General features: G+C 73.5%; 19 protein-coding genes. 10 read left to right on the top strand and 9 right to left on the bottom strand.

The window, feature by feature from the left end; genetic code table 11:
* Positions 1 to 166: 166 nt before the first annotated feature.
* Positions 167 to 919, top strand: coding sequence for a DUF1707 SHOCT-like domain-containing protein (locus SCA03_RS22905; RefSeq protein ID WP_030885388.1), 753 nt, complete (start codon positions 167 to 169; stop codon positions 917 to 919).
* A gap of 191 nt (positions 920 to 1,110) precedes the next feature.
* Entirely contained in the window at positions 1,111 to 1,473 is a 363-nt protein-coding gene (locus tag SCA03_RS22900; protein WP_030885385.1) for a WhiB family transcriptional regulator, read from the top strand.
* A 376-nt stretch (positions 1,474 to 1,849) separates the two neighbouring features.
* Here the strand turns inward: SCA03_RS22900 and glpX are convergent, their stop codons facing one another.
* The gene (gene glpX, locus SCA03_RS22895) at positions 1,850 to 2,884 is read right to left on the bottom strand and encodes a class II fructose-bisphosphatase (protein ID WP_030885383.1); all 1,035 of its coding nucleotides are present in this window, start codon (positions 2,882 to 2,884) and stop codon (positions 1,850 to 1,852) included.
* A gap of 178 nt (positions 2,885 to 3,062) precedes the next feature.
* On the opposite strand from glpX, the gene SCA03_RS22890 reads away from it, so the two are divergent.
* Positions 3,063 to 3,731: a DUF4245 domain-containing protein gene (locus tag SCA03_RS22890; RefSeq protein WP_086818219.1), complete on the top strand. Its 669-nt coding sequence runs from the start codon at positions 3,063 to 3,065 to the stop codon at positions 3,729 to 3,731.
* Between the two features lie 326 nt (positions 3,732 to 4,057).
* Here the strand turns inward: SCA03_RS22890 and SCA03_RS22885 are convergent, their stop codons facing one another.
* From SCA03_RS22885 to SCA03_RS22870, 4 genes are all read right to left on the bottom strand, one after another.
* Positions 4,058 to 4,651, bottom strand: a complete 594-nt coding sequence (locus SCA03_RS22885; protein WP_141275623.1) for a malonic semialdehyde reductase — start codon at positions 4,649 to 4,651, stop codon at positions 4,058 to 4,060.
* Positions 4,652 to 4,831: 180 nt separating this feature from the next.
* Positions 4,832 to 5,149, bottom strand: coding sequence for an exodeoxyribonuclease VII small subunit (locus SCA03_RS22880; protein WP_141275622.1), 318 nt, complete (start codon positions 5,147 to 5,149; stop codon positions 4,832 to 4,834).
* Between the two features lie 9 nt (positions 5,150 to 5,158).
* Positions 5,159 to 6,373: an exodeoxyribonuclease VII large subunit gene (gene xseA / locus SCA03_RS22875; RefSeq protein WP_141275621.1), complete on the bottom strand. Its 1,215-nt coding sequence runs from the start codon at positions 6,371 to 6,373 to the stop codon at positions 5,159 to 5,161.
* Positions 6,374 to 6,429: 56 nt separating this feature from the next.
* Positions 6,430 to 7,830: an APC family permease gene (locus SCA03_RS22870; protein ID WP_051846635.1), complete on the bottom strand. Its 1,401-nt coding sequence runs from the start codon at positions 7,828 to 7,830 to the stop codon at positions 6,430 to 6,432.
* A gap of 85 nt (positions 7,831 to 7,915) precedes the next feature.
* Here SCA03_RS22870 and SCA03_RS22865 point away from each other — a divergent pair, with 85 nt between their 5' ends.
* The gene (locus SCA03_RS22865) at positions 7,916 to 9,007 is read left to right on the top strand and encodes a 4-hydroxy-3-methylbut-2-enyl diphosphate reductase (protein ID WP_086814931.1); all 1,092 of its coding nucleotides are present in this window, start codon (positions 7,916 to 7,918) and stop codon (positions 9,005 to 9,007) included.
* A 47-nt stretch (positions 9,008 to 9,054) separates the two neighbouring features.
* Here SCA03_RS22865 and SCA03_RS37325 read toward each other — a convergent pair whose 3' ends face one another.
* Complete coding sequence (locus SCA03_RS37325; RefSeq protein WP_371863976.1) at positions 9,055 to 9,867, bottom strand: DUF6542 domain-containing protein; 813 nt, start codon at positions 9,865 to 9,867, stop codon at positions 9,055 to 9,057.
* 261 nt (positions 9,868 to 10,128) lie between these two features.
* Between SCA03_RS37325 and ychF the strand changes: the two genes are divergently transcribed.
* The gene (ychF, locus tag SCA03_RS22855; RefSeq protein WP_030885364.1) at positions 10,129 to 11,217 is read left to right on the top strand and encodes a redox-regulated ATPase YchF; all 1,089 of its coding nucleotides are present in this window, start codon (positions 10,129 to 10,131) and stop codon (positions 11,215 to 11,217) included.
* 57 nt (positions 11,218 to 11,274) lie between these two features.
* On the opposite strand, the gene SCA03_RS22850 is transcribed toward ychF, so the two are convergent.
* The 3 genes from SCA03_RS22850 to SCA03_RS22840 form a co-directional block, all read right to left on the bottom strand.
* Entirely contained in the window at positions 11,275 to 11,694 is a 420-nt protein-coding gene (locus tag SCA03_RS22850) for a hypothetical protein (RefSeq protein WP_086814932.1), read from the bottom strand.
* A gap of 25 nt (positions 11,695 to 11,719) precedes the next feature.
* Positions 11,720 to 16,450, bottom strand: coding sequence for an RHS repeat-associated core domain-containing protein (locus SCA03_RS22845; RefSeq protein ID WP_086814933.1), 4,731 nt, complete (start codon positions 16,448 to 16,450; stop codon positions 11,720 to 11,722).
* A gap of 325 nt (positions 16,451 to 16,775) precedes the next feature.
* The gene (locus tag SCA03_RS22840; RefSeq protein WP_086814934.1) at positions 16,776 to 18,095 is read right to left on the bottom strand and encodes an amidohydrolase; all 1,320 of its coding nucleotides are present in this window, start codon (positions 18,093 to 18,095) and stop codon (positions 16,776 to 16,778) included.
* Positions 18,096 to 18,610: 515 nt separating this feature from the next.
* Between SCA03_RS22840 and SCA03_RS22835 the strand changes: the two genes are divergently transcribed.
* The 5 genes from SCA03_RS22835 to SCA03_RS22815 all read left to right on the top strand — a co-directional run bounded on the left by SCA03_RS22835 (position 18,611) and on the right by SCA03_RS22815 (position 25,136).
* Positions 18,611 to 19,975 carry an MFS transporter gene (locus SCA03_RS22835; protein ID WP_141275620.1) on the top strand — a complete coding sequence of 455 codons (1,365 nt, stop codon included), beginning with the start codon at positions 18,611 to 18,613 and terminating at the stop codon, positions 19,973 to 19,975.
* Between the two features lie 34 nt (positions 19,976 to 20,009).
* On the top strand, positions 20,010 to 20,726 hold the full coding sequence (locus SCA03_RS22830) for a helix-turn-helix domain-containing protein (protein ID WP_211293513.1): 717 nt from the start codon (positions 20,010 to 20,012) through the stop codon (positions 20,724 to 20,726).
* Between the two features lie 440 nt (positions 20,727 to 21,166).
* Positions 21,167 to 21,919 (top strand): GntR family transcriptional regulator, encoded by a 753-nt coding sequence (locus tag SCA03_RS22825; RefSeq protein WP_030885353.1) that lies wholly within the window; start codon positions 21,167 to 21,169, stop codon positions 21,917 to 21,919.
* Positions 21,920 to 22,148: 229 nt separating this feature from the next.
* The gene (locus tag SCA03_RS36430; RefSeq protein WP_078875082.1) at positions 22,149 to 22,409 is read left to right on the top strand and encodes a hypothetical protein; all 261 of its coding nucleotides are present in this window, start codon (positions 22,149 to 22,151) and stop codon (positions 22,407 to 22,409) included.
* 126 nt (positions 22,410 to 22,535) lie between these two features.
* Positions 22,536 to 25,136, top strand: coding sequence for a SpoIIE family protein phosphatase (locus SCA03_RS22815; protein WP_230988860.1), 2,601 nt, complete (start codon positions 22,536 to 22,538; stop codon positions 25,134 to 25,136).
* Positions 25,137 to 25,377 lie beyond the last annotated feature (241 nt).

Raw genomic sequence — 25,377 nt, 5'->3', positions numbered from 1 at the left:
CGCTTACGGCTCTCGGCGGTGGGAGCGCGGCCGCCCCGGGGCGGAGGGTCCGTCCGGAACCGCCCGGGCCCGTGGGCCCTTCCGGGACAGGGACAGGGTAGAACCCCGCCGTGATCCCGGTCTGCGGGGGTAGTCGCGATCTATCGCGTTTGGGTACGCTGGCGTGGTGACTGAAGAGACTCCGCGCACCTCTCTCGACAAGCAGCCGTCCGCCGGGCGTGTGCCGGCCCCCGCGCCCGTGGCGCAGGCGGATGTGCGGGCCTCGGACGCCGACCGCGACCGGGTGGCCGACATCCTCCGTGAGGCCCTCGCCGAGGGGCGGCTGGACGCGGAGGAGCACTCCGAGCGGGTCGACGCCGTCTACGCGGCCAAGACGATGGGCGAGTTGGAGCCGCTGGTGCGCGATCTGCCCGCGGGCCAGGACGGTTCCCGCTCCGCCGGCGGGCAGTCGCGGGAGCCGGCCGGTGAGCGCCCGTACTCCTCGGCCTCCGCCAAGTTCACGGCGGCCTACTCGACTTCGGACGCCGGGGAGGACGACTCCGCCGAGAACCTGGTCGCGATCTTCGGCGGCTCCGTGCGCAAGGGTCGCTGGCGGGTCCCGCGCAAGGTGAACGCCTTCGCGCTGTTCGGCGGTGTGGAAATCGATCTGACCGAGGCGCTGTTCGAGCACCGGCACGTGGTGATCAACGCGACGGCGATCTTCGGCGGTGTCGAGATCCGCGTCCCGGAGAACGTCACGCTGCAACAGAAGGGCTCCGGGATCTTCGGCGGTTTCGACGTCAAGGTCACCGAGTCGCCCGATCCGGAGGCGCCGACGGTGCTGGTCCAGGGCGCGGGGATCTTCGGCGGTGTGGAGGCGAAGCCCAAGCGCGGCAAGTTCATCGAGAATCTGCGGGAGCGCTTCCGCAAGGAGATGTGACCGTCCGTGCGCCCCGTCGCACGGGGGCGTAAAGGGGCGCCGACGGCGCACCGGTGAGCGCCACGCAATGCATACCGCCGCGTACAGCGGGTAGGGCTCGGGCATCGTCTCTCGTACGGCTGCCTCGTTGAACTGCCGTGCGTAGCAAGACGGGTGAAGGGGAACCTCCGTCGTCTCGTCAGGAGCAGACCGTGCTGCAAACGCCGCATCAGTCCCTGCAGGCAGCCGCCACCATCCCCGTTCAGCGAACGCCCGAACGCGATGACCAATCGGGCCCCTGGCACGCGGAAGCCGTCTGCCGCCGCGACGAGGCGGGTCTCTTCTTCGCTCCCTCCAAGGAACCCACCGCCGCCCGGCTCTCCCGGGAACAGGCCGCCAAGCGGCTGTGCGCCCGCTGCCCCGTGCTGACCGAGTGCCGCGAACACGCGCTGCTGATGCCCGAACCGTACGGGGTGTGGGGCGGGCTGACCGCCGCCGAACGCCGCGTCGTCCTCTCCCGGCGCCGCCGCGCCGCCGCCGCGGCCGGAGCCTCCGAGGTGTCGCGGATCGCCTGATGCACACCGGGCGTATGGGCTCCGCCCGTGCCCGAGCGGCTGAGCGAGGGGCGCCGGCCGGCGCCCCTTTCGCCTGCCCCGGCCGCCCGGACTGCCCGGCTTGCCCGGGCTTGCTCGATCTGCCCGCCCTTTCGCTGTTTTCGCCCTCTTCCGCCTCGCTCCGGCCGCTCCTTCGCGTGCCCGCGTGCCCGCCGTCCCCTCGGGCCCGCGGGGAACGCCGAACGTGCGGTCCTGCCGAACCGGCCGCTCTGCCGTAGGGGCCGCTCTGCCTGACGGCCCGTGTCGCCGAAGCCTGACGGGCCGTGCTGCCGAACGGGCCGTGCTGCCGGGCCGGTTCGGGGTCGGCCCGGATCGCACGGCCCGGGGTGCGGGTGGCTCAGCGTGCGCGGTCGAAGTCGACGGCGCTGTAGGCGCGGAGCTTCGACAGCTGGTGCACGGAGTCGATCTGGCGGATCGTGCCGGACTTCGAACGCATCACCAGCGACTGGGTGTACGCGCGCTCGCCCCGGTAGTGGACGCCGCGCAGCAGATCGCCGTCGGTGATGCCGGTGGCGACGAAGAACACGTTCTCGCCGCTGACCAGGTCCTCGGTCTGGAGCACCCGGTCGAGGTCGTGGCCGGCGTCCACGGCCCGCTGCCGCTCCTCGTCGTCCTTCGGCCACAGCTTGCCCTGTATGGCGCCGCCCAGGCACTTGATGGCGCAGGCGGCGATGATGCCCTCCGGGGTGCCGCCGACGCCCAGCAGCAGATCGACGCCGGTGCCCTCGCGCACCGTCATGATCGCGCCGGCGACGTCACCGTCCGAGATGAACTTGATCCGCGCGCCCGCCTCGCGGATCTCCTTGACCAGGCCCTCGTGCCGGGGCCGGTCCAGGACGACCACGGTGACGTCCTCCACGCCGCAGCCCTTGGCCTTGGCGATGCGCCGGATGTTCACGGCGGGCGGCGCGGTGATGTCGACGAACTCGGCCGCCTCCGGGCCCGTGACCAGCTTGTCCATGTAGAAGACGGCGCTCGGGTCGAACATCGTGCCCCGCTCGGCGACGGCCAGCACGGAGACGGCGTTGGCCATGCCCTTGGCGGTGAGCGTCGTGCCGTCCACCGGGTCGACGGCCACATCGCACTCGGCGCCCGTCCCGTCGCCGACGCGTTCGCCGTTGAACAGCATCGGGGCCTCGTCCTTCTCGCCCTCGCCGATCACCACGACGCCGTTCATGGAGACGGTCGAGACGAGCGTGCGCATGGCCCGGACCGCGGCTCCGTCCGCGCCGTTCTTGTCGCCCCTGCCGACCCACCGCCCCGAGGCCATGGCCCCGGCCTCGGTGACCCTGACGAGTTCCAGCGCGAGGTTGCGGTCCGGCGCCTCCGGACTGACTTCGAGCGGGGACGGAAGGTGGTGGTGTTCAGGCATCGGAACACACCTTTCTCTACGGCACGGAGGCCGTCTGGGCTGGTGAGGGTTGCCCATGACTTTACCCGCAGGCGGCAGTGTGAGCAGGGGTGCCCACGTATGAGCGGCTTGTCGCACCGGTGAGCCGCGGGGGAGGGCCACATGCGGGGCGGCGCACGGCATAAGGGACGATGGGGGCGTGGCAGCAGACAAGAAGCGCGGCGCACAGGCCGTGCGGGACATGGTCCTCTCGCTGGTGGTGATCATTCTCGCCGCCGGGGTGATCTACCTGTTCGTCCCGCACGACGAGGACGACAAGAGCAACCCCGCGGTGAAGACCGTCGGTTACGGCGTGGAGCTCAAGTCCGCGCGGCGGGCGGCCCCGTACCCGGTCGCGGCACCGGTCGGGCTGCCGAAGGAGTGGCGCGCCACCTCCGTCCACTACACCGCCGACGGGCCCAAGGGCGCCGCCTGGCACCTCGGCTTCATGACGCCGGACAACGAGTACGCGGCCGTCGAGCAGGGGGACGGGCCGCGCCGTACGGCCTACATCGAGGAGGTCACCCAGGGCGCCCGGAAGACCTCCGCCACGCAGCGCGTCGGCGACGAGGAGTGGGAGCGCTGGAAGGGCGACAAGTACGACGCCCTGGTGCGGCCCGCCGGTGCTGAGTCCGCCGACGGCGGCGACGGCGGCGACGACAGCAGGGGCGGCAAGGACGGCGACGAGGGCGCGGCCGGGGGCAGCCGGGAGGCGCGGCACCCGGTCACCGTCGTCACCGGGACGGCCACCTTCGATCAGCTGGCCACCCTCGCCGAGTCCCTGGAGGCCAAGCGCGAGACCGTGCAGACGGACACCGGCCGCTCCTAGCGCCTAGCTCCCCTAGCTCTTGGTCCCTGGCTCCCGGCTCCCGCGGTTCCCGGCTCCGGGGCCGCTCCGGGGTCCAGTGGTTCTCTCGGGGGCCCAGCGGCTGCCTCCGGGAGCCGGGTGGTTCCCTCCGGGATCCGAGGGCCCCGGGCCCGTTCCCGGTACCGGCCGGAACGCCGCCTTCCGGTGGCCGGACGTCGGAAGGCCCCCGCGCATCGGGGGGAAACGCGCGGGGGCCGTCCGGTCCCGGCCGGCGGAGGGGAGAGCCGGCCGGGAGGCGGCAGGCGCTCGCGGGGGTACGCACCGCGGCCTGCCGGGTCCAGGGGAGGTCAGAGAGTCGTGACGACGTCCTTGTAGGCGAGGCGCGGCGCACGCGGCCGGAAGGCGTCCGCGCCGGGCTTGCCGATGTTGACGACCATCAGGACGCGCTGCCGGCCGTCACCGAAGAACTCCTTGTTCACGCCCTCCGGGTCGAAGCCGGTCATCGGGCCGGCGGCGAGCCCCGCGGCGCGGATGCCGAGGAGGAAGTACCCGGCCTGGAGCGTCGCGTTGAAGCTGCCGGCGGCCTCCCGGACGGGCTCCTCGGAGAAGAAGGCGTCCTTGAGGTGCGGGGCGTGCGGGGCCAGCTCGGGCAGCCGCTCGTGGAAGTCGACGTGGTAGGAGAGGACGGCGGTCAGCGGGGCGGTGCTGGTCTTGGGCCGGTTCGTCTCCGCCATGTGCGGGATGAGCCGCTGCCGGGCCTCGGGGCTGCGCAGCAGGGTGACCCGCAGCGGGGACTGGTTGAACGCCGTGGGGCCGTACTTGACCAGGTCGTAGATCGCCTGGACCTGCTCCTCGGACACCGGCTCCTCGGTGAAGGTGTTGGCGGTGTGGGCCTCCCGGAAGAGGAGATCCTGCGCTGCGGGGTCGAGGACGAGAGCCATGAAGCGGTGCCTTTGCTGACGCGACTGTCGATGTGCGTCTATCAGTGTAACGACCACTAGTTCAACTTTTAATGATGGCCCGGGAGACGTGACGTACATCGCCCCGGGCGGATGCCCCGCCCCGCAGTGCCCCGCCCGCCCCGGAACGCCCCGCAGCGTCCGGGGAGCCGTCCGGGGAGCCTAGGTGCCGTTGCCCGCCCAGCCCTCCGTGGCGCCCTCGGCGTCTTCGGCCTCTTCGGCGTCCTCTTCCTCTTCTTCCTCCAGCACGGCGTCGAGCCGGGCCCGGGCGCCCTCCAGCCACTCCCGGCAGATGCCCGCCAGCTCCTCGCCGCGCTCCCACAGGGCCAGCGACTCCTCCAGCGTGGAGCCCCCCGCCTCCAGCCGCTGCACCACCTGCACCAGCTCGGCGCGCGCCTGCTCGTAGCTGAGCGCGTCCGCCGTGGCGGCCGCCGCCGCCCCGCTGCCCGCGCCCTGCGTGCCGTCCGTCTCCGTCGTCATACGGCCAGCCTATGCGGGAGGTACGACGGTCACGCCGAACTGTCCCTCGGCCACCCTCGCCCGCAGCGCGTCCCCCTCGGAGACCTCGGCGGCGTCCCGCACCACCGAGCCGTCCGGGCGCTGGAGCACGGCGTACCCGCGCTGGAGTGTGGCGGCGGGGGAGAGCGCGACCAGCCGGGCGTGCGTGTGCACCAGGGCGTCCTCGCCGCGGGCCAGCCGGTGGTCCAGGGTGCGCCGGGCCCGCTCCAGCAGGCCCGCCACGTCCTCCTCGCGGTCCTCCAGCAGGGAGTGCGGATCCGCCATCACCGGGCGGCTCAGCACCTCGGAAAGCCCGCGCTCCTCCCGCTCCAGCAGGCCGGTCATCACCCGGCGGGCCCGCTCGCGCAGCCCGAGCACCCGCTCGTGCTCCTCGCCGACGTCCGGCACCGTGTCCTTCGCCGCGTGCGTCGGTGTGCGCGAGCGGACGTCGGCCACCAGATCGAGCAGCGGGGCGTCCGCCTCGTGGCCGATCGCGGAGACGACCGGGGTGCGGGCCGCGGCGACGGCCCGCACCAGCCGCTCGTCCGAGAACGGCAGCAGATCCTCCATACCGCCGCCGCCCCGCGTCACGATGATCACGTCCACGTCCGGCCGGGCGTCCAGCTCCCGCAGCGCCTCGATGATCTGCGGGACCGCGTAGGCGCCCTGCACCGCCGTGTTGCGCACCTCGAAGCGGACCGCGGGCCAGCGCTCGCGGGCGGTGTGCAGCACATCCCGCTCGGCGTCCGAGGCGCGGCCGGTGATCAGCCCCATCCGGCCGGGCAGGAACGGCAGCGGCCTCTTCCGCTCGGCGGCGAACAGCCCCTCGGCCGCCAGCGCCTTCTTCAGCCGCTCCAGCCGGGCCAACAGCTCCCCGACGCCCACCGGACGGATCTCGGCCGCGCGCAGCGAGAGCCGGCCGGCCTTCTCGTACCACTCGGGCTTGGCGTGGACGACGACCCGGGTACCCTCCGCGACGACGTCCTTGACCTGCTCGTACACCTGCCGGTAGCAGGTCACGCTCAGCGAGACCTCGCGGGAGGGGTCGCGCAGCGTCAGGAAGACGATGCCGGCGCCGGGGCGGGGCGACAGCTGGATGATCTGCCCCTCGACCCAGACGGCGCCCAGGCGGTCGATCCAGCCGCGGATCAGCCGCGACACCTCGGCGACGGGAATCGGGGCCTCGGCTGTGGTGGTGAGAGCCATGCGAGAAGGCTAGATGCTGCCGCGGACATCCCGGCCGGGCCGTCGGCCGCCCGCCGTCACAGCCGCGCGGCGTCCCTTCTGTGCAGCACGAACAGCGCGACCAGCCCGACCGCCAGCCACACCAGGCCGACCCAGTGCGCCTCGCGGTTCGCCGTCACGATGACCGCGACGATGATCCCCACCCCCACCAGCGGCACCACCCAGTCCCGCAGCACGCCCACCCGGTGGCCGCCCGCGTCCGCTCCGCGGCGCAGCCCGTAGTAGCCGACGACCGACAGATGCAGCAGGCCGAAGGCCGTCAGCGCGCCGATGTCCACGATGGACGTCAGCCGGTCCAGCCCGTCGGCGGCGCGCGCCGCCCACACCGCGGCGCACAGCGTCAGCACCGCGCTCACCAGCACCGCGCGGCCCGGCACCCGGGTGTGCGCGGAGACCTGGCCGAGCACGCGCGGCAGCCGGCCGTCCCGGCCCATGGCGTACAGCAGCCGGGACGCGGCGGCCTGGCCCGCCAGCGCGGCGAACGCGGCGCCGATCGCCTTGCTGACCGCCACCGTCGTCTCCAGCCAGCCGCCGATCCCCGCGCTGACGGCGTCGTAGAACGCCGAGTCCTGCAAGGCCGGATCGGCGGCCAGCTCGCGCGAGGAATCGGCGGACAGCAGTGCGGCCAGATACGTCTGCGCGATGAACAGCACACCCGTCAGCAGCAGGCACCACACCAGCGCCCGCGACACCAGCGACGCGCCCTCGCCCTTGCCGGAGACGGCCTCCTCGACGAAGTTCGCGATCGCGTCGAAGCCGAGGAAGGAGAGCACCGCGACCGACACCGCGCTCAGCACCGCCGTCATCGAGAACGCGCGGTCGCCGGTCAGCGGCGAGAGCCAGCCGCGCTGCGGCCCGTCCTGCACCAGGACCACGACGGCGGCCACCACGAACACCAGCAGGACGGCGATCTCCATCGCCAGCACCAGCATTCCGACGATCGCCGCCCGGCGCACCCCCGACAGGTTCAGGGCCGTCGTGATCACCACGGCGAGCGCCGTCCAGACCCACTGGTCGACCGAGGGCACCAGCTGTGCCATGGCGATACCGCAGAACAGATAGGCGACGGCCGGGATGAGCAGATAGTCCAGCATCATCATCCAGCCCGCGATGAAGCCCGGCCCGTTGCCGAGGCCCGCGCGCGCGTAGGCGTAGACCGAGCCGGCCTGCGGAACGGCGTGGATCATGCGCGCGTACGAGTACGCGGTGAACGACATCGCCACCGTCGCCACCGCGTACACCAGCGGCACCACGCCGTGGCTGCGGGCGTCCAGTGCGCCGTAGATGCCCACGGGGGCCATCGGCGCGATGAACAGGAGCCCGTAGACGATCAGATCGCGGAGGGTGAGGCTGCGCCTCAGACCGCCCCCCGGCTGCCTCGCGGTCAGTGCCGCCATGCGGTCGCGCGCTTCAGACATGCCGCCCAGCTTGCCGCAAAATGTCCGTCGCGCAACGGAGCCTTCCGGATCACTGCCCCGGCCACCGTCCGGGCACGCCCTTACGATGGACCGCATGACTGGAACCCCCGCCCGCCAGACCGACGCCACCGCGGAGGGGGACGCCGCGCCCCGCCCCGCGGACGACCGTCGCCGTGTCCTGCTGGCCGCGCCCCGCGGCTACTGCGCCGGCGTGGACCGGGCCGTGATCGCCGTCGAGAAGGCACTGGAGCAGTACGGCGCTCCCATTTACGTGCGGCACGAGATCGTGCACAACAAATACGTCGTCAAAACCCTGGAGAAGAAGGGCGCGATCTTCGTCGAGGAGACCGAGGAGGTCCCCGAGGGCGAGATCGTCATCTTCTCCGCGCACGGCGTCGCACCCGCCGTCCACGAGGAGGCCGAGCGGGGCAAGCTCGCGACGATCGACGCGACCTGCCCGCTGGTCACCAAGGTGCACAAGGAGGCCGTCCGGTACGCCAAGGAGGACTACGACATCCTCCTGATCGGCCACGAGGGCCACGAGGAGGTCATCGGCACCAGCGGCGAGGCCCCCGAGCACATCACCCTGGTCGACGGCCCGGAGGACGCCAAGAACGTCGAGGTCCGCGACCCGGAGAAGGTCGTGTGGCTCTCCCAGACCACGCTGTCGGTCGACGAGACGATGGAGACCGTCGAGGCCCTCCAGGGCCGCTACCCCAACCTCCTCTCGCCGCCCAGCGACGACATCTGCTACGCCACCCAGAACCGCCAGACGGCCATCAAGCAGGTCGCCGCCGAGGCCGACCTGGTGCTCGTCGTCGGCTCGAAGAACTCCTCCAACTCCGTCCGCCTCGTCGAGACGGCCCTCGGCCACGGCGCCAAGGCCGGCCATCTCGTGGACGGCGCCGAGGAGATCGACGAGTCCTGGCTGGAGGGCGTCACCACCATCGGCGTCTCCTCCGGCGCCTCGGTGCCCGAGGTGCTGGTCGACGGCGTCCTGGAGTGGCTGGCGCAGCGCGGCTGGGAGGACGTCGAGATCGTCCAGCCGGTCAAGGAGCACATGCAGTTCTCGCTGCCCAAGGAGCTGCGGCGGGACCTGCGGGCCGAGGCGGCGCGCAAGACCGCCGGGCCCGAGGCGGCTGCCGACGCGGCGGCCGCCGGGCGCGCGGCCGGCTGAACCGTCCGCCCGCGACGGCTCCCGGCCCGCCCCGGTGCGCCCGGGGGTCACCCGGGCCGGTGCCCCCGCACACGGCGCTCGTCGCCCCTGCGCCTTCTGCGCAGGACGGCGAGCGCCGCTTTGCGTGCCAGGACGATCAGCGCGGCGGTCAGCGTGCCCGCGTACAGCCATCCCGCCTGGAGCGCGAGGTTGGTGAACACATCCCGCAGCAGCCCCAGGAACCCGTCGCCGTCCCCGCCGGCCGGCAGCCGGCCCAGGGTGAACGCGAGCGGCGCGACGACCGGTGCCGCGAACAGCTCGGCGGGGCGCACCCACAGGCCGCAGGCCACACAGGCCAGCACGAAGAAGATGCCGTAGAAGACGGGCGCACCGTCGGTGAGCAGCCCCTCGATGCCGCCCACCGCCAGCATCACGGCCCCGGCGAGCACGCCGGCGCCGAGCCCCGTGAGCCGCGGCGCCGGAATCCCGCCGCCGCTCCCCGGCGTACGCCCCCGGCCCCCGCCGCGCGGGGCGCCGGACGCCGGGGAGCCGGATGCCCGGCCCGCCTGCCTGCGGCGTCCCGAGGGATCGCCCCGTGCGGGGGCGCGCGGCGCGGGCGTCGTCGGGCCGGGGACCCGGGGCGCACGCCGGGGGCGGCGGTCCCCCGCACTCCGCCCGGCGTCCGCCCCGCGCTCGTCCTCCGGGGTCCGCGCCCGGGCCGCGCGCCCGGAGCCCTCGGGCGCCGGGGCTCCCGGGACCGGCCGGCGGGGCGCCCCGCCCGGTGGCTGTGCCGTGCGTGCCGCGGGGGCCGGCGCCGGACGGGGGGCGTAGCCGTCGGCTCCGGGGACGTGCCGGGTCGTGCGTGCGCTGCGTTGCTCCACCGGGCCACGGTAGGACGGCCGCGCTCCGCGCCACCGTCATGGACACGCTGGGCACGCGATGTGACCCGTCCCTCCCCGCCGTCTCCACAGCGGCGCCCCGGCGACCGGGCCGGCCGTGGGCGCCCAGGCGGCGCGGTCACCCCGTCACCGGGCGGCAGCCGGCGCCCGGGCCGCCCGTAGACTGGGAAGTCGGCCCCGTGCGGGCCCGTCCCACGACCTCTACGAAGATCCCCGCCAGGGGCAACGGGAAGTAGTCGCAACGTGTCGCTCACGATCGGAATCGTCGGCCTGCCGAACGTCGGCAAGTCGACCCTCTTCAACGCCCTGACCAAGAACGAGGTGCTGGCGGCCAACTACCCGTTCGCCACCATCGAACCGAACGTGGGCGTCGTGGGCGTGCCCGACCCCCGGCTGGACAAGCTCGCCGAACTCTTCGAGTCGCAGCGCGTGCTGCCCGCGACCGTCGACTTCGTCGACATCGCCGGCATCGTCCGCGGGGCCAGCGAGGGCGAGGGCCTCGGCAACAAGTTCCTCGCGAACATCCGCGAGTCCGACGCGATCTGCCAGGTCATCCGCGCGTTCAAGGACGACAACGTCGTGCACGTGGACGGAAAGATCTCGCCCAAGGACGATATCGAGACGATCAACACCGAGCTGATCCTCGCCGACCTCCAGACCATCGAGAAGGTCCTGCCCCGGCTGGAGAAGGAAGCCCGCGTCAAGAAGGACAAGCAGCCCCAGGTCAAGGCCGTCCAGGAGGCCAAGGAGATCCTGGAGGAGGGGCGCACCCTCTTCTCCGCCGGCATCGCCCAGGGCACCGAGCGGCACGAACCGCTGCACGAGCTGCACCTGCTGACGACCAAGCCGTTCCTCTACGTCTTCAACGTCGACGAGGACGAGCTGACCGACGAGTCCTTCAAGGAGGAACAGCGCGCGCTCGTCGCCCCCGCCGAGGCCGTCTTCCTCAACGCCAAGCTGGAGGCCGACCTCGCCGAACTCGACGAGGAAGAAGCCCTCGAACTCCTCCAGACCGTCGGCCAGGAGGAGCCCGGCCTGGCCACCCTCGCCCACGTCGGCTTCACCACCCTCGGCCTCCAGACCTACCTGACGGCAGGCCCCAAGGAAGCCCGCGCCTGGACCATCAAGAAGGGCGCCACCGCCCCCGAAGCCGCCGGAGTCATCCACACCGACTTCCAGAAGGGCTTCATCAAGGCCGAAGTCATCTCCTACGACGACCTCATCGAAGCCGGCTCCGTCACCGAGGTCCGCTCCCGCGGGAAGGCCCGCATGGAGGGGAAGGAGTATGTGATGCAGGACGGGGATGTGGTGGAGTTCCGGTTCAACGTGTGAGCGCCCGGCGGTCGGCCCGCCCGGGGGAGTTCCGGCCGTGACGCGCCGCCTCACCGCCTAACGACGCATCCGCGGTTCGCCCACCGGTGGAAGGTCCTCGGGGGAGGATGCCGGTGGGTTTCGGTAGAGGGTGTGTTCTTCGGGGGTGAGGTGGGTGGTGTCCAGGGTTGCGGGGGTGGCTTCGTGGTGGTGGAGGAGGTCGGCCAGCAGGTCAGGGGTGCGGGTGCGGTCGTCCCGGGGGACGTGTCCGAAATCTACGGTGATCTTCCAGGTGCCGGGCTCGGCGCTCACCGGGTCGGACACGTAGGAGGGGGTCACCTCGCCGCCCGGGCCCACCTCCCACAGCGCGTGCCAGACGGCGCGTACGGCGGGGACGAGCCGGTCGTCCGGGGCGGTGGACGCGATGCGGAAGGTGACGTCCGCGTACTCGTGCAGTGCGTCCCGCAGGGCGCGGGTGATGTCGACGCCGTCCGGCATCTGCTGCTCCTTCCGTGCCGCTCCGCTACACCGGTACCACCGGGGGCACGCGGATCGGGATGGGGAGGGGGAAGAACGGGTCCTGCATGCTCTGCTTGTGCTCGCGTTCCCTGCGGGCGTCGTCGGCCCTGCCCTTCATTTCGTCGTTCAGCCGATCGTCGTCGTCCTTGTCCAGGTAGATGTGGCCGGCGGTGTTGCCCATGCCCCAGACGTAGACGATCTCCTCGCTCCAGGGCCAGTGCAGCCCGGTGATGACGTCGATCGAGTCGGCCCAGTCCTCCAGGTCCTTGCCCTTGTGGAGCACCAGGTTCAGCACCGCGCCGTTCAACAGGTAGCTGTCCAGCTGCTGTTCGACCTCCCAGTAGGCCGCGCCGCCCTTGTACTGCTTGACCTCCAGCATGTTCTCCTCGTCGACGAGGATGTCGATCCGGAACCACGGCGGCGGGTCGGCCTTGGACCTGGTGCCCACCTCCCAGTCGACGTCCTCGCTGATGGCGCGGCCCATGCCGAGGTCCTCGCCGAGACCGCGCCAGAAACCCTGCTTGCGGCCGTTCAGTTCGTACAGGGCCATCGCGTGGCCCATGGCTTCCTTGCGGCCGCTGTGCCACAGATCGACCAGTGCGTCGTGGTCGGCGTCGAGCTGCTCCTCGGTGAAGTAGCCGCGGGTGTGCAGGCACGTCCTGCCCTGGAAGCACTTCTTGTGCGACTCGATGCCGTTGCCCGGGTTCCCGCACCCGCTGCACCCGGTGGCGGCCTGCCGCAGCACGCTGCCGACCAGCTGGGCGGCGGCCGGTACCGGTGTCGACCAGGTGCCCTGCGGGTCCGTCCGGTTCAGCGGGTCGTTGAGCGCGTAGACGTACGGGTGGCTCCGGAGCGTGCCCGCGCCGAGGACGGAGACCGGGTCGCGGGTGGTGAAGCGGCCCAGCGTGGTGTCGTAGTGCCGGGCGCGGAGGTTGAGGACGGGACCGAAACCGAGCTCCCCGCGGTAGCCGAAGCGCGGTATCCGTGCGGACAGGTGCGGTTCGGGCAGCGGCTGGGCCCCCGCGGCCGCGCCGAATCCGTCGTGGGGCCCGTCCTGCACCCACGGCAGGGTCGCGCGCGTGGGGACGGCCGAACCATAGGCGTCGCGGGCGAAGTTGACCGAGCCGTGGGCGGTCGTGGCGAAGGTCCGGGCGTAGCCGTAGGTGAAGCGTGCGGTGGCCAGGTCGCGGCCCGGCGGGGCGGTGTTGCTGCTCTGCGGCACGTCCGTGCGGACCTGCTGGTGCAGGATCTGGGGCACCGCGTCGCCGGTCGTCCACTGGTAGCGGACGTCGGTGTGCGGTGCGTCGTCGTCGCCGGTGCGGTTGCGCCAGTGCACCAGGAAGCCGTCGCCGTTGTACTCCATGTCCGTGCGTTCGACGGCCCAGGCGCGGCTGGTGACGGCGCGGACGGGGTGGTGGAAGCCGTTGTAGGTGAGGTGCTGCCGGAGTTCGCCGTCGTCCGCGTCGACGAGCCGGCCGGCTCCGTCGTAGCCGTAGCGGATGTGGCGGCCGGCGGTCTCGACGGCGGTCAACTGGTCGGCCGCGTCGTACAGACAGCGGGTGGCGGTGCCGTCGGTGACGGTCATGGTGCGGTTGCCGGCGATGTCGTAGCCGAGGTCGGTCCGGGTCCGGCCTCCGGGGCCGTCCAGGCTCTCGGCCACGAGCTGGCCGACCGGGTCGTAGGCGAACTCCCGTACGACGCCGTCCTCTTCGTGCCGCACGATCCGGCCTTCGCTGTCCCGGGTGAGCGTGACGTGTGCCGCGCGCACCCCGCCGGAGCGCAGCTCGCTGAACGAGGACAGCAGCCCGCCCTCGTACGCGTACCGGCGTGCCCAGCCGCCCGGCAGTTGCTCGGTGAGCAGCCGGCCGTCGGGATCCACCGCGTACACGGCTTCCCCTGCCTGTGAGTCCCGCAGCGCGGCCAGCCGGCCGTTGAGGTCGAAGCGGTAGTGGACGTGCGCGCCGTCCGGGTAGGTGAGCGTGCGCAGTTGGCCGGCCGCGTCGTACTCCCAGCGGTAGGTGGCGTCCGACGGCCAGGTCACCGACGTCAGCCGTCCGTACGCGTCGTAGGCGTACCTGGTGGTGCCGCTGCTGTCCCGCATGGCGGTGCGGCGGCCGGCGTGGTCGTAGGTGTAGCCGACCTCGTCGCCCTCGTCCGTCCAGCGCCGCACCAGTAGGCCCGCCTCGTCGTACGCGAAGTGCACCGTGTCGCCGGCCGGGCTGGTGACCGAGGCGAGCCGGCCCTGGGCGTCGAAGGCGCGCCGGGTCGTGCGCCCCAGCGGATCGGTGACGGACACGCGCCGCCCCGCCCTGTCGTAGGCGTAGGTGGTGGCCACGCCCTTGGCGTCCACGACCTTGGTCAGATTGCCGCGCGCGTCGTAGCTGTAGGTGGTCACGCCGCCGCGCGGGTCGGTGACGCGGGTCAGCGCGCCACGCTTGTTGTAGGCGTAGCAGGTGGTGGCGCCGGAGGGGGTGATCACCCTGGTCCGGCGGCCGTTGCGGTCGTAGCGGTAGCGGGTGATCCAGCCGCGCGGGTCGGTGACGGCGACCAGCCGGCCGTCGCGGTACTCGAAGCGGGTGGTGAGCCCGGCCGGGGTGGTGCGGGCGACGGCGCGGCCCAGGCCGTCCCGGACGAAGCGGGTGCGCCCGCCCTCCGGGTCGACGACCTCGCGTACATGGCCGTCGGCGTCGTGCCGGTACTCGGTGCGCCGGCCCAGCGCGTCGATGGTGGCGGTGGTGCGCCCGTCGGCGTCCCGGATCTCGGTGCTGCGCGCCCCGTCCGGGCCGGTGCGGGTGAGGGTGCGGTGCGCGGTGCCGTAGGCGATGCCCCAGTGCGCGCCGGACGGGTCGGTCCGCCCGGTCAGCCGGTCGGCCGCGTCGTAGGCGAAGGTGGTGGTGGCGCCGCCGGGCGCGGTGACGGAGACGGGATTGCCGCGCTCGTCGTAGGTGGCGGACGAGGTGCCCTGCGGGGTGCGGACGGCGGTCCGGTTGCCCGCGGCGTCGTAGGTGAAAGCGGTGGTGCCGGCATCGGGCTGGTCCACCGCGACGACGCGGCCCACCGCGTCGAACCGGGCCGTGACCCGCACCCCGTCCGGCTGCACCAGCCCCGCCGGCCGTCCGGAGGTGTCGTACTCGTAGGTGGTCTCCAGCCCTTCCCGGTCCGTACGGGACACGAGCCGGCCCGCGGAGTCGTAGCGGTGGACGGTGCGTTCGCCTTCCGCGTCGGAGTGGTCCAGCAGGCGTCCGGCGGCCGACCAGGTGCGGGTGACGGTGGTGCCGTCGCTGCCGGTGACGGCGACCGGGCGTCCCGCGTCGTCGAATGTGAGGGTCGTCGACTCGCCCGTCGGCTCCTCGATCCGGTTGCGGCGGCCGGCGTCGTCGTAGCCGTAGCGGGTGCGTCGGCCGTCCGCCGCGGTCTCCTCGACCAGGTTGCGAAGGCCGTCGTAGGTGTAGCGCACGGTGTCGCCGGAAGGGCCGGAGCGGGAGACGATCAGGCCGTCGCGGACCTCGAAGCGGGTGACGGAGCCGTCCGGCCCCGTGACCGTCGTGGGCAGATGGCCGCTGCCCTCGTAGCCGTAGCGGGTCGTGTCGCCCACGGGGCCGGTCAGTTCGGTCGGCCGGCGGTGCGCGTCGTAGCGGTAGCGCGTGGTGGAACCCGCGACGGTGGCGGAGACGAGCGCGCCGTCCTCGTACACCCTCTCCAGGCGGCCCGAGCCGGGGAGTTCGGCGCGCACGAGGCGGCCGTCTGCGTCGTAGGCCATGGTGCTGGTGTGGCCCAGCGCGTCCGTCGCGCGCACGGTGCGGTGGTCCGGACCGTGCACGTACACGCTCTCGGCGCCGGAGGGCTCGTGCGTCACGGTCGTGCGGGAACGGCCGTGCGGGGTGCGGTCATCGGCGGCGTGCTCCTCGTAGGCGAAGTGCAGCGCGCCGGCGCCCGCGAGCTCCTGCCGGGCCACCCGGCCGTGCTCGTCGTAGGAGTTGGCCAGGAGCACCACGCCGTCGGGGTCGGTGACGCGGGTGATCCGGCCCTCGTCGTCCGAGGCGTACACGGTGGTCGCGCCGCCGGGGGCACGCACCTCGCGGAGTCTGCCGCCGTCGTCGTGGACGTAGCGCACCGAGCGGCCGTCGTCGCTGGTCACGGAGGTGAGGCGGCTGGCCTCGCCGTACTCCAACTCCAGCCGGCGGCCGGTCGAGTGGACGGCCCGGCCGAGGCGGCCGTGCTCGTAGTGGAGGGTCACGGACCTGCCGTCGTCGCGCAGAGCCAGCAGGCTTCCCCCGGTGCCGAACTCCCAGGTCTCGCCGTGGAACCAGCGCAGCACCCAGCCGTCGTCCGCGTCGTACAGGTCCGCGTCGATGTCCTGCGGGCGCTCGTACGAACCGTCCTCGCGGCGGCGGAAGGTGAGGGCGCGGCCGTGCGGGTCGTGGAGGACGACGGCCGGTGGCTCCGTCCGCGGTTCCGGCTCCTGCGCGTCCGGGGGCACGTCCTGCCCGGCCGCCCCCGGCCCGACGGGCTCCAGCCACGAGCTGAGGGCGTGGGTCCAGCCGGGCGCCGGTCCTCCCTCGTGTGCGGCGCGGGAGTTGTAGGTCCGCCACCAGCTCAGCAGGGCGTCCGGCATGGGCAAGTCGGTCTCGGACCGGGTGAAGTTGCCCGTCGCGGTGTGCACGCCCGAGCCCGCATAGGCGTACCCGGGCAGGCCGCCCCTGACTTCACGCTCCGGCCTGGTGTGGTTCGGCATCCCGGTCCTCCCTCGCCCTGGGGCCCGCGTCCGGCACTCGCGTGACACCACGCTCCCAGAGGTGGCGGGAGCCGGCGGCGGTGCGATTCGGTCGCTTCGGCACGGCCCTGTTCGCGCAGGTCGTGGGGCGGTCGGGCAGAAAGCGGGCACACACCGTAGGCGTACGGGCGCCACCCGTCGGAACAGGGGCAGGTCCGCCGGGTGGCGCCCGTACGCGGCGTCACCGGACCACCGTCGGGCCGGGGGCGCTCGGGTGGGCGCGGTGGCCGGAAGTGGCCGACGGCGCGTGCGCCGCTCAGGCCTCCGGCGCCGCTTTCCCCCCGGTTCAGCCCCCGTCGCCCAGCCAGGCCAGGGTCGCTGCGGTGAGGGCCTTGATGCCGGTGTCCAGGGTGGGTTGGGGGAGTGGGGCGAAGGTGGGGCTGTGGTTGGTGGGGATGTCGCGGTCGAGGGTGCCGTTCTGTTCGGCGGTCGCGTAGCGGTCGGGGTCGGTACCGCCGAAGCCCCAGTAGGTGAAGGGGACGCCGAAGGCAGCGGGGATCTCGCTGAGGTCCTCGCTGGCCGTCTGGAGGCCGAAGGTGCGGGCGTCGTCGCCGAAGCAGTCGGTGAAGGCGCGGGCGACGGTGGCCGTGACCTCGTCGTCGTTGACGGTCGGCGGGAACCGGGTCAGCTGCTCGAACTCCGGCTCCTGCGGCGCGTCGGAGGCTTGGCACTCGGCTCGGACGATGCGCTCGACGGCGTCCAGCACACGGCGGCGCACGGCCGGATCGTAGGTGCGGACGTTCAGCTCCAGTTCGGCCTGGTCCGGGATGACGTTCGGGCCCGAACCCGCCCGGATCCGGCCGACGGTGACGACCGCGGGCGAGGTCGCCCCCACCTCCCGGGAGACCACCGTTTGCAGCCGCACCACGCACATCGCGGCGAGCACCACCGGGTCGACCGTCGATTGCGGGGCCGAGCCGTGCCCGCCGCGCCCGTGCAGGGTGATGCGGAGGCTGTCGGCGGCCGAGAGGAAGGCGCCCGCCCGGGTGCCCACCTGGCCGGCCGGATAGGGCAGCACGTGTTGCGCCAGCACCACGTCCGGCCGGGGCACCCGGTCGGTCAGCCCGTCGTCGATCATGGCTCGGGCCCCGGCGCCGTCCTCCTCCGACGGCTGGAGGAGGACGACGAGGGTGCCGTGCCAGGCGCCCTCGGGGGCCTGGGCCATCAGGCGGGCGAAGCCGGTCATGCAGGCCACATGGATGTCGTGGCCGCAGGCGTGCATCACCGGCTGCTCGTGGCCCTCGCGGTCGGTGGTGGTGGCCGTCGAGGCGTACGGCAGTCCGGTCCGCTCCCGCACGGGCAGGGCGTCCATGTCGGCACGGAGCAGCACGGTGGGGCCCGCGCGACCCTCCTCCCGGCCGTCCCGGTTCTCCGTGCCGTCCTGGCCCTTCCGGCCGTCCCGGGTCAGTACGCCGACGACGCCGGTGCCGCCGATGCCCTCGGTCACCTCGTAGCCGAGGTCCCGCAGCGCCGCGGCGGCCTTCCCCGCCGTCCGGTGCTCCTGGAGGCCCAGCTCCGGGTGGGCGTGGAGGTCCTTGTAGAACTCCTCGACGTCGGAGCGGATGCTCTCCAGCCCGCGCAGGACCGTGGTGACGCTGTTGTCCATGGTGTGCCTCCGGACGGGGCGCCCGTGCCGTGCGCACCGGGCGCGCGGTGGGGGAGTGCAGTGCTCGGCGACGGTGCGTACCGAGCGTAGGTGTCGGTGCGGCACCGCGCAGGGCCACCGTGTCGAACGGGTGCCCACCCCCCCCCGCACCGACTTGCCCTCGTTCCGGCGACGTTCCCGGGACACAGACGTTTCCGCCGTTCTTCCCGCGACGCACGCGTTTTCGCGTCTGCGCACCGGACGTGCCCGCGCATCGGACGTCCCGCGCATCGGACGTCCCGCGCACCGGACGTGCCTGCGCACCGACGTACCCGCGCCCGTATGCCTCGTACTTGCGCGCCGCACGCTTCCGCGTCCCGCACGCTTCCGCGTCCCGCACGCTTCCGCGTCCCGCACGCTTCCGCGTCCCGCACGCTTCCGCGTGCCCGCGCCCGCCCGGACCGGCTCACGCCCCCATCCACCCCACCACCAAATAACTGTTTGACGGTCATGGGCCGGCGCCGCAGACTCGGGGTGTGACGGTGTTGACTCCGGCCTTTCGTCGGCTGGTCCTGGCCCGCTCGCTGAGCTGGTTCGGGAACTCCATGGCTCCGGTGGTGCTCGCGTTCGCCGTGCTCGACGCGGGGGGCTCGGCCGTGGAGGTGGGGCTGGTCGTCGGGGTCCGCTCGGTCTGCAACGTCGTACTGCTGCTGTTCGGCGGTGTGCTGGCGGACCGGCTGCCCCGGGCGTTGGTGCTCCAGGGCGCGGCGCTGCTGGCGGCGCTGGTGCAGGGCGCGGTGGGGGCCGCCGTGCTGGCGGGGCGGTCGCCGCTCGCGGTGTTGATGCTGCTCGGTGCGGTGCAGGGCGCCGCTTCGGCGGTCTCCGTCCCTGCCTCGTCCGCGCTGATCCCGTTGACGGTGTCCGCCGGTGCGCTGCGGCGGGCCAACGCGCTGTCCCGGATGGGGATGAACGCCGGGATGATCGCCGGTACCTCGCTGGGCGGTCTGCTCGCCGCGGTCGTCGGCCCCGGCTGGGGCATGGTGCTGGACGCCGCGGCCTTTCTCGCCGCTGCCGTCGGCTACCGGCTCGCCGGGCGTGCGTTGCGCTCCGGTCGTGGGGCGGCTTCCAGTGGTGCGGTTCCGGTTCCGGTTCCGGTTCCGGTGGGGCGTGCCCGGCCGTGGCACGAACTGCGCGAGGGATGGCGGGAGTTCGCCTCGCGTACCTGGGTGTGGGTCGTCGTGGCGCAGTTCTTCGTGGTGAACGCGGTGGCGGCGGGCGGCGTCCAGGTGCTGGGGCCGACCGTCGCCGATGCCACGTTCGGGCGGACGGCCTGGGGCCTCGTACTGGCCGCGCAGATGGCGGGTGCCCTGGCCGGCGGGCTGCTGGTGGCGCGGTCGCGGGCACGTCACGCCCTGCGGATCGGTGTGGCCGTCGTCGCGCTGGACGCGCTGCCGCTGCTCGCGCTGGCTCAACCGGCGGAGGTGTGGCTGCTGTCGGCGGCGATGTTCATCAACGGGATCGCCATCGAGCAGTTCGGCGTCGCCTGGGACGTCTCGCTCCAGGAGAACGTCCCGCCGGCGCGGCTGGCGCGCGTCTACTCCTACGACGCACTGGGCTCGACGCTGGCGCTGCCGGTCGGTGAGATGGCGGCGGGCCCGCTCGCCGAGCGGTTCGGGACGCGCGCGGCGCTGCTCGGCGGGGTGCTGCTCGTCGTGGTGGCCACGGCGGCGGCGTTGAGCAGCCGCGAGGTGCGCGGGCTGACGACGGGCACCGGCAGCACGGGCTCGGGTGCGGCCCCGGGTGCGAAGGGGGATCCGGACCCGGGCGCGGGCCGTGAGTCTCCGGGTGCGGCGGGCACCGAGGGCGGGCCGGGCGGTGGTGCGGTGCTGCCCGGCGGCTGAGGCGCTCTGTCACGGCTGAGGCACACTGGGCCGCGTGTCCGAACCCGAGAACCCCGAGCGTGCGGCGGCCCGCGAGCCGGCGGAGCCGACGGCGGACGCCGGCGGCGGTGCGTCCCCGGCGGGACGCGACGCGGGGGAAGAGGCGGGGCGCGGCCCCGGCGGGGCGGCTGCGGACACCGTCGTCGGTCTGCGTGTCCTGGCGCATCCGCTGCGGCTGCGGCTGCTGTCCCTGCTGACGGGCCGGGCCCACAGCGCGGCGGAGGCGGCGCGGGTGCTGGGCCAGTCGCAGGCGAATGTGAGCTACCACCTGCGCCGGCTGCACGCCGCGGGGCTCGTCGACGCGGTGGGCGAGGAGTCGGTGCGCGGCGGCACGGCCAAGCGGTACCGGCACGATCCGCGCACCGGTCCGAAGGTCGGCCGGGGCCCGGCGGAGGGCGTGGACGCCTATCTCGCGCTGGCGGGCGCGCTCGCCACGGAGCTGCGGCGGCGCACGGCCCAGCGGGACACGGCGGTGCCCGGGGAGATGACGGACGCCGAGGTCTGGCTGGAGCCGGAGGTGTGGGAGCGGATCCGGCGGCGCGCGGACGAGTTGGGCGAGGAGCTGCACGAGAGCGCCCTGCCCGCGGGTACGCCGGGCGCGGTGCGGGTCAGCGCCACGATGGTCCTGTTCGCCATGGAGGCGGGCGGCGCGGGCGGCGCGGGAGAGGCGGAGCGTCCGGGCGGGGCCCGGCGGGAGGCCGTCGAGGAGTGAGTCCGGGGGCGGGGCGGGCTCGGCCCCGGGGCTCGGCCGGGATCGAGGGCCAGGCGGGGAGCGGGGTTCGGCCGGGTCCGGGAGCCGGTCCGGGGTTCCGGTGGGCCGGGGGTCCGGGCCCGGCGGTGTGTGCGCATCGAGTGGCGGGCGGGGGCGGTCGGCCCGTGCGCCGGATTGCGTCGAACTCCGGCTTTTTTCGCGGGAGTTCGCCCAGTCGGAACCTGTCCTTCCGGCGACGGACCGTTTCTTCAGCGGAGGCTGACGAGAAAGCGTTCACTTCGGTGCGCTTCTGAGCAGCAACTCATCACATCGGGTGAAACGTTGGCCGTTTGTTGCGGTCAACAACGCTGTGTTGTCAAGCTGTTGCTGTCTGTCAACCCGGGTGCCGGGGTCCGCAGTGCCGGACGCCGGGACCGAGTGCCGAACGGGGAGGGCACAACGTGCCATTCGGTGAGCAGCCCGCCTATCTGCGCGTCGCCTCGGATCTCCGGAAGAAGATCGCCGACGGTTCGCTCCCGCCGCACGCGCGGCTTCCCTCGCAGGCCCGTATCCGCGAGGAGTACGGCGTCTCGGACACCGTCGCGCTGGAGGCGCGCAAGGTGCTCATGGCGGAGGGCCTGGTGGAGGGCCGGTCCGGCTCGGGGACGTATGTGCGGGAGGTGCCGGCGCCCCGCCGTATCGCCCGCACCGGCTATCGCACGATGAGCGAGTGCACGCCCTTCCGGCAGGAGCAGTCCGACGAACGGGTGCGCGGCACCTGGGAGTCGCACAGCGAGCAGGAGGACGCGGCGCCCGCAATCGCGGACCGGCTGGATCTCGCTCCGGGCGAGCGGGTGATGCGCACCCGGTACGTGTTCCGGGTGGACGGGGACGCGGCGATGCTGTCCACCTCCTGGGAGCCGCTGTCGGTGACGGGCCGTACGCCGGTGATGCTCCCGGAGGAGGGGCCGCTGGCGGGCCGCGGCGTCGTCGAGCGGATGGCGGCGATCGATCTGGTGGTGGACAACGTCACCGAGGAGGTCGGTACGCGTCCCGGCCGGGCGGAGGAGACCGCGGCGCTGGGCGGGGTGCCGGGGCACGCGGTGCTCGTCGTCGCGCGGACGTTCTTCGCGGGGAAGCGGGCGGTGGAGACGGCGGACGTCGTCGTCCCCGCCGACCGCTTCCGGATCGCCTATCACCTGCCGGTGCGCTGAATCCGCGCGCCGGTCCGCCGGTGCGGTGCTCAGGGGCCCCGTGGCCGTCACCCGTGAGGGACGGCCACGGGGCCCCAGCTGTGAGGGCGGGCTGCGCGGGTCGTGTCGCGGAAAGCCGTCACGGAAGGTGAGCGCTGCGGGGTGTGGCGGGGGAACGTGTGGGCGAAAAAACTGGCCCGTTGTGCAAAGCCGAATGCGGTGCGTGAACGTCGGGCGTAGGCTCCGGCATATGCGACATGTGAGCGGCGACAGCAACGCGGTGCTGCCGTGGCAGGTCGTTCGCCAGGACGCGAACGGGAACCGCTACCGCGTCGGCAGCTATGCCACCCGGGCGGAAGCCCTGCATCTGGCCGAGCGGCTGGGGGGACGGGGAGCGGGAGCCACCGGCGCGGACGACGGCGCGGGAGCGGCGCCGGGCGACGACTACCTGGTCGAGCATCTGGAGCACCTGGAGTCGGCCTACGGGGGTGAGTCCGGGCACGGACGGTGAGCGGGCGGGGCCGCTCCCGGACGTGCGGTGTCGGGCTGCTCGGATACGTTGATAATTGTCCTGCTATCGGAAGTTCGTCCGGGGTGGGACAGCCCGACCCGTTCTCCGACACGGGGGAGTGGCAGCGTGAGCAGCAGCGATCCCGCCGAGGGCCCCGAGGGCGCCCGGTCCGCCGAGCCGGCGGCCGGGAGCCCGCGGGTTCCGGACGGCCCGGGGTCCTCGCTGCTGGACACCCTGCGGGTCGGGATCGTCATGCTGGACGGCCGCGGCACGGTGACGCTGTGGAGCCCGAAGACGGAGGACATCCTCGGCTGGTCCGCCGCCGAGGTGATCGGGCGGGACATCGAGGAGTTCATCGAGGGCGGGGCCGAGGAGCGGCGCGAGGTGCTCGTCCGGACCCACGGGTGGCGCGGGATGATGTACGTCCGGCACCGGGAGGGCCACCTCGTGGAGGTCGAGGGGCGGGCCTCGCTGCTCCGGGACACCGACGGGAACCCCTTCGTGCTGGCCAACATCGTCGAGGCCAGCAGGCTGCGGGCCGTCGAGCACGATCTGGCGGCGCTGGACGCGCTGTTCGCCTCCTCGCCGCTGGGGATCGCGCTGTTCGACACCGAGAAGCGGTTCGTGCGGTTCAACGAGGCCCTCGTCCGGCTCAACCGGTCCGCCGGGGAGCAGATGCTCGGCAGGACCGTGGCCGATGTGCTGCCCGCCGGGATGGCCGACGAGATCCTCCGGGTGCAGTCGACGGTGCTGGAGACGGGGCGGTCGGTCGTCGACATGGTGACCTCGGCGCCCGACGGCAAGGGGGCGCGCTCGGTCTCCTACAGCAGGCTGACCGATCCGTGCGGCGAGGTGCTCGGGGTGAGCTGCACCGTCATGGACATCACCGAGCGGCTGGAGGCGCTCAACAAGGTCGAGGCCGCGCGGGGGCGGCTGGCGCTGCTCGACCAGGTCGGTGTCGCGCTCGGCGATCTGCTGGACGTGCGGGCCGTCGCGCAGGCGCTCGCCTCCGCGCTGGTGCCGCAGTTCGCCGACTACGCGGTGGTGCAGCTGCGCGGTGAGGTGGTGCGGGGAGGCGATCTGCCCAGCCCCGTCATCCCCACCGGAACGCCCGTCCACCAGGCGGGCGTCGCGGCGCGCTACAGCGGGGAGCGCGTCGACAGGCTGCTGCGGATCGGCGCCGAGACGGTCTTCCGGCCCGGCTCGTTCCTCGGCCGTGTGCTCGCCTCCGGCGAAGCCCTGCTGGCCGCGTCCCCCAAGGACATCCGGGGCGCCGCCCGCACCGGCGACCCGCGTGTGGACGCGCTGCTCGACCTCGGCATCCACTCGCTGCTGGCCGTCCCGCTGCGGGCGCGCGGCACCGTGCTGGGGCTGCTGCTGGTCAGCCGGTCGGGCGAGCGGGAGTCCTACGACAGGGACGATCTCGCGCTCGGTCTGGAGCTGGCCGACCGGGCGGGCACCTCGCTGGACAACGCGCGGCTGTACGCGCGGGAGCGCGAGGGCGCGCTGATGCTCCAGCGCAGTCTGCTGCCCCAGCACATCCCCGAGCCGCCCGGGGTGCAGGTGGCCTCCCGGTATGTGCCGGGGGCCAGCGGTACCGAGGTGGGCGGGGACTGGTTCGACGTGATCGCGCTGCCCGGCGGGCGGGTCGCGTTCGTCGTCGGCGACGTGATGGGCCACGGGCTGCACTCCGCCGTCACGATGGGACGGCTGCGCACCGCCGTGCGCACCCTGGCCGGGCTGGACCTGCGGCCGGACGAGCTGCTCGCCCGGGTCAGCGACCTCGGCGACGATCTCTCCCCGGCCGGCGACCCGCTCATGGCCACCTGTCTGTACGCGGTGTACGAGCCGGCGCCCACCGCCGCCGGGGACCGGCGCGGGCTGCTGACCCTGGCGCGGGCCGGGCACGTGCCGCCGCTGCTGGTCGTCCGGGAGCCGTCCGACGACGGGGGCCCCGAGGTGTGCCGGACGCGGACGCTCGACCTGCCGCCCGGGATGCCGCTGGGGGTCGGGCCGCAGACGGCGGGGCCCGGCGGGTTCGAGGCCGTGGAGCTGGAGGTCGACGAGGGCAGCGTGCTCGTCCTGTACACCGACGGCCTGGTGGAGCTGCGGGGCGAGGACATCAGCGAGGGCATCGAGCGGCTGCGCTCGCTGCTGTCGGGCCCGTGTCCGGGCGAAGCGCGGAGGACGGCCTGCGGCGGTATCCAGGAGACCTGCAACGCGATGATCGCCAGTCTGCGGCGGTCCGGTCAGGAGCCGGCGTCGGGCGAGACGCCGATGACGGAGGACGATGTCGCGCTGCTGGTGGCCCGGCTGGGCGGGCTGCCGCCCGGGACGGCCGCCTCCTGGTCGTTCGACACGGGCAGCTACGCGGTGCGCCGGGCCCGCGAGGCGGTCCGCGCGACGCTGGCCTCCTGGCAGCTCCACGCGGTGCAGGACACCGCGGAACTGCTGGTCAGCGAGTTGGTGACCAATGCGCTGCGGTATGCGCACGGCCCCATCGGGGTGCGTCTGGTGCGCGATGTGCCGCGCCCGTCCGGCGCGGGGGTGAGCGTGCTGACCGTCGAGGTCTCCGATCCGCTGCACGAGCCGCCGCGGGAGCGGGCCGTCAGCACGGAGCAGGAGGGCGGCCGGGGAATTCAGCTCGTGGCGAGCGGTTCGCACCGCTGGGGCACCCGGCACGGTCCGTCCGGCAAGACGGTGTGGTTCGAACTGGTGCTCCCCTGACGGGAGATGGCGCCTGCCAAACCGGACGCGGCCGGACCTTCCGGGCGGATGTCCGGTGGCCCGCACACCGCTGCCCCGCCCGGAAAACCGGGAGGTCCGAGCGGGTGTACGGGTGTATGGGGCACCTGCGTATGCTCCTGGGGTTCGGTGCCGCCTTCGCTGGTTAGGAGAGAAGGGTGCCCCGTCGACGGCGGGGCGCAGCGGGGCCACGGCGAGCGACCGCGAGCAACGGCCCCGGGCC

Source organism: Streptomyces cacaoi, from assembly GCF_006539165.1.
Lineage (GTDB): Bacteria > Actinomycetota > Actinomycetes > Streptomycetales > Streptomycetaceae > Streptomyces > Streptomyces cacaoi.
Note: the sequence above shows the minus strand (reverse complement) of the source record. Positions and strands in the feature narration are given on the sequence as shown.